The organism is Roseibium sp. RKSG952, from assembly GCF_009711355.1.
This window is the reverse complement of record NZ_SMMF01000605.1, coordinates 1-2,443: the sequence shown is the minus strand read 5'-3', so window position 1 is coordinate 2,443 and position 2,443 is coordinate 1. Positions and strand designations below refer to the sequence as shown.

2 protein-coding genes are annotated in these 2,443 nt (G+C 59.6%); one reads left to right on the top strand and one right to left on the bottom strand.

Annotation, left to right across the window (positions count from 1 at the left end):
* Positions 1-86 precede the first annotated feature (86 nt).
* Positions 87-1,319, bottom strand: coding sequence for a type II toxin-antitoxin system HipA family toxin (locus E1297_RS02745; protein ID WP_155133602.1), 1,233 nt, complete (start codon positions 1,317-1,319; stop codon positions 87-89).
* Positions 1,320-1,697: 378 nt separating this feature from the next.
* Here E1297_RS02745 and E1297_RS02740 point away from each other — a divergent pair.
* Positions 1,698-2,443: PcfJ domain-containing protein (locus E1297_RS02740; protein WP_196223159.1), on the top strand; the 746-nt coding region annotated here is incomplete at its 3' end.

Sequence of the window (2,443 nt, the reverse complement as noted above, 5' to 3'; positions counted from 1 at the left end):
CCCCGCCCTTCAGGGCGGGGAAGACGTTAACCTGAACTGGACACACAGCTCGCGTGAGGGATGGAAGGTTGCCTTGACCGCGCATTCTAGAGGGAAAGCGCCGCTTCCGACCGCTCGTGTTCGAACGCCGGGGCGCAGGCCGAGATCGCCGATCCTGCGATGCCGTGCCTTTTAAGGACGTTTCGCCATTCGTTTCGGATCTCCTCCGCCGCGTCCCGCGCGAGGTTTCTCGCCTCTACCTCGTCGACATCGAAGAGCGGCGCGGCGTCGACGGCCGCAGCGATGGAAGGCGCGAAGCCGTGAATTGGACTGATCCCGGTCTTCATGCCCGGCTGGCGGCGTGGCTGCGGGTTGATGTCGAACACGGGCGACAGTCGCCAAGAGCCGTTCGCATCACGAAGAAGTCCGTGGTTCTTCAGGTGGTCGTCGGTGTTCGTGACGAGAATTCCGAAAACCATTCGGAGCCAGAGTTCGCGAAGGTCGTCACCGGAGCTGGGTGACAAGTTGCGGAGAACGTCCGCGATATCCGTGTAGTGACCTGGTTCGGTCCCTTCTTTGCCCAGCGCCGTTCGTGCGGACATGTACGGAATCCGAGCGTCGCCGTTCCGGTCGAACCTTTCGAATAGAGCGATCGGCTGGTCTCCTTGCGACAACTCTAGGCGTGCGCCCGGCACGCGAAGTCCAGCCAGTTTCGCAAGATGAAGCGTCGCGACCTCGAGACGCTCCACTGGCCACGTGTCCTTGACGGAGGTGAATTTCGCAACCCAGAGGGATACGCCGTCAACGACGTTCACCTTGGGACGGGCGCCGCCAAGGGATCCGGTCGCCTCGGCGAGCCTGAGCGCACCCCCCTCTGGCAATTCCCGTTCCAGCTCGAAGCGCTCCGTCAGTTGCTGTAGTTCCTTGAGGTCGGAGATCTTCGGTGTCTCGAAGGACCGAGTTGGAAATGCCGCTCCTTCGACATCAAGGAAGCGGAGCGCTCCCTGCCGCGAGAAATCGTCGACGTGAACGAGGTAGTCGAATTCGGTGAGGCTCTCTCCGTAGGCGCTTCTCATGACGCGCCTGCCCCAGCTGTCGGGAGAGGCATCGGCGAACGGTCCCGAGAGCGCATCCATGTCGCGTCCCGCCGCTCCGCTGGAAGAGGCGTGATGTGGGATAGGGGAGCGAAGGATGCTGGGAGACAGGTCGAAGCCATCTGGCCGGTCGCGCCAGGAGGGATCGTATAGAAACGTGGAGTGGGAGCGTCGGCCATCCGTTTCGAACAGGAGCCGCCCCGTCGGAATTCGGTCCTCTCCGGTGACGACGATGGCCTTAGGCATCAGGAGCCGCCTCGCGCTTTCTCGTTGTGCTCGATGTTCATGTTCAACTGTAGCTTCTTGGCCGTTGCGCGGACGCGCCTGCGCGATGAAACCGAGAGGCTACAGTTGAGTCGTTATTTTGTCAACATTACAGGATGATACAAGGAGGGACCAATTCTTCGATTTTGTTTCGGACGTTTCCCTGGGGTTCGAGTGCCTTGTTCTCTTCGTCGGAGACCTCTGCCGCGAGTTCATGCGCCCGCTGAAGGGGTGCCTGGTGGTTGCCGGAGGGGATCCACCTCGCGATCTAGTTAAGAGAAACGTGACTGCTCCCTCTTCTTCCCTGCGGGTTTTTACAGTTACATGGTCATTAAGTTGTCCAGACAAGGCGAGAGAAACGTGGCAAGAGCAAAATTTGAAGCTGAGATTGGCGATCTTCTGGCCCCCTTTGCGGGTGAAGACGAGCGGCTTGCCGAACTGCTCTCACTTAGTGTCGGACGCATTCTTTTGAGGCTGGCGTTGCAAGACGAAAGCCGCTTCATTGTCCCTGATCATGACGCGCTTCAGCACATTGCCGACTGGCTGAAGGCAGCCATCGTCAACGACGCCCCTTGGCTGTACAGTCTCGACGAGAACGGCAGGCCGAAAAAGCTGATGAAGCTGCACTTGATCGAGGCATGCACGGCCGAGGCGGACAAGGAAATACGGAAGAGCGCCACAAGGCGCGGCAAGACAAGCCTGATCGAGGGAGATGAAGAGCCTTATGCCGATCTTGAAGACGGATACAGCCTCATTCGCCTTATGACCCCGTCTGCCCTCGATCGGGAGAGCAACGCCATGCAGCACTGCATTGGCGACGGGGCCTATGATGATCGGCTGATCGAGGAAAATCTTTACCTGTCGCTGCGCGATCACGGAGGAAAGCCCCATGCCACGCTGGAGATAACGTCGAACTGCCTTGTGCAGCTTCAGGGAAAGCAAAACAAGATCCCGGTCCGGCGTTACCTGGATAGGCTTATCCCGTTTCTCAAGCGGTCCGGGTGGGAAATAAGCATTCCGACAAACCGGCTTGGGCATGTTGTTGATGCCGACGGCGACTGGCACGCGCTGGATAACCTGCCGGAGGGACTGAGCGTTGGGGGGGA

Bases quoted from the DNA above. Each gene is read 5' to 3' on its own strand.
- E1297_RS02745 (WP_155133602.1), bottom strand. From the start codon at position 1,319: ATGCCTAAGGCCATCGTCGTCACCGGAGAGGACCGAATTCCGACGGGG.